Below are 1,164 nucleotides of genomic sequence, written 5' to 3' on the forward strand. Positions count from 1 at the left end.
ATTCTATATATTATTCTGGCTGCTCTAGTTTGATAGCCGATCGCAATTACCAATTATTAGAGCATGGTAATAGTGCTTAGTACACTAAAGATGCTCTTCCAAGGTTACTAATGACGTCAGCTGTCAGCCGTCAGCTGTCAGCCGTCAGCTATCATGCTTAAAATAAACCTCGTTCGCGTAGGGTGCGCACCTCAAGTAGCGTGCCCCTATGCGCAATGCGCAAACGGTAGAATTTAATAGTTCGAGATTTTCTCGAATTGAAAGTCTGGGGATTTGCCCATCTAAGCATATGCGCTACGCGCACGCTACTTGATGTGACGTTAGCGGTAAGCTATCATGCCAACTTAACTCAGCATTATTCGAATGCTTACCTGTTGTCTTGATCCCAAGCGCGAGTGGGGGAAACCCCCTTTGGCCGACTGCATCGCTTATTCAAAAGCTGTTCGGTGTAGCTTGCCCATAAGCTGATAGCTGATAGCTGATAGCTGATAGCTGATAGCTGATAGCTGATAGCTGATAGCTGATAGCTTACCTAATGACTAATCCTAATCACTAATGACTAGTAACTGCTTTAGTAAATGCTTTCGACCGAATCAACCAATCTGAATCATTAGCTGCCAGATCTTGACCACTGGTGTCCCCAAACTGCTCTAATGCCATTAAACTGGCATATTTCAAGTTAAAAATCTTGGTATTGAGGCTGTCTTTGAGTAAGGGAATTGCCCGTTCATCCCCTAAATTACCCAAGGCAATAGCAGCAGCAGCACGGGATTTCTGAAACTGGGGTGCTTTATTGTGTAGGGCTTCCACTATCAAATCGTAGGCATCGGTGTATTTCAGCCAACCCAACAGTTTAACAACATGGTAGTGAGCACCATAATCGTTATGGGCTTTGTCAGCATAGGTAGCCAGTAGGGCGTCAGCAACAGCGTCTGGGGATAACTTCAGCAGAGTTTTACTGCCTAGATAACACCGCCCAAAATCGGTATGGTAGAGCTCGTTAATCAAGAACTCTAAAGTGGGCATTTGGTCATATTCATGAACCAGCTCTAGGTGATCAGGATGATCACGAATCACTTGATCCAGTGATGGTTCGATCTCCTCAAAGGTGATATCACCCGCTGGCAACCCAGCCTCTGCCAAGAGGCGAATTCCTCGTATTCG

1 protein-coding gene is annotated in these 1,164 nt (G+C 45.4%); it reads right to left on the bottom strand.

Features of this window, described 5'->3' with window-relative positions; genetic code table 11:
• Positions 1-552 precede the first annotated feature (552 nt).
• On the bottom strand, positions 553-1,164 hold a 612-nt coding region (locus tag F6K38_RS42600), incomplete at its 5' end, for a HEAT repeat domain-containing protein (protein WP_287360935.1).

The organism is Moorena sp. SIO3B2 (genome assembly GCF_010692525.1).
Taxonomy (GTDB): domain Bacteria; phylum Cyanobacteriota; class Cyanobacteriia; order Cyanobacteriales; family Coleofasciculaceae; genus Moorena; species Moorena producens.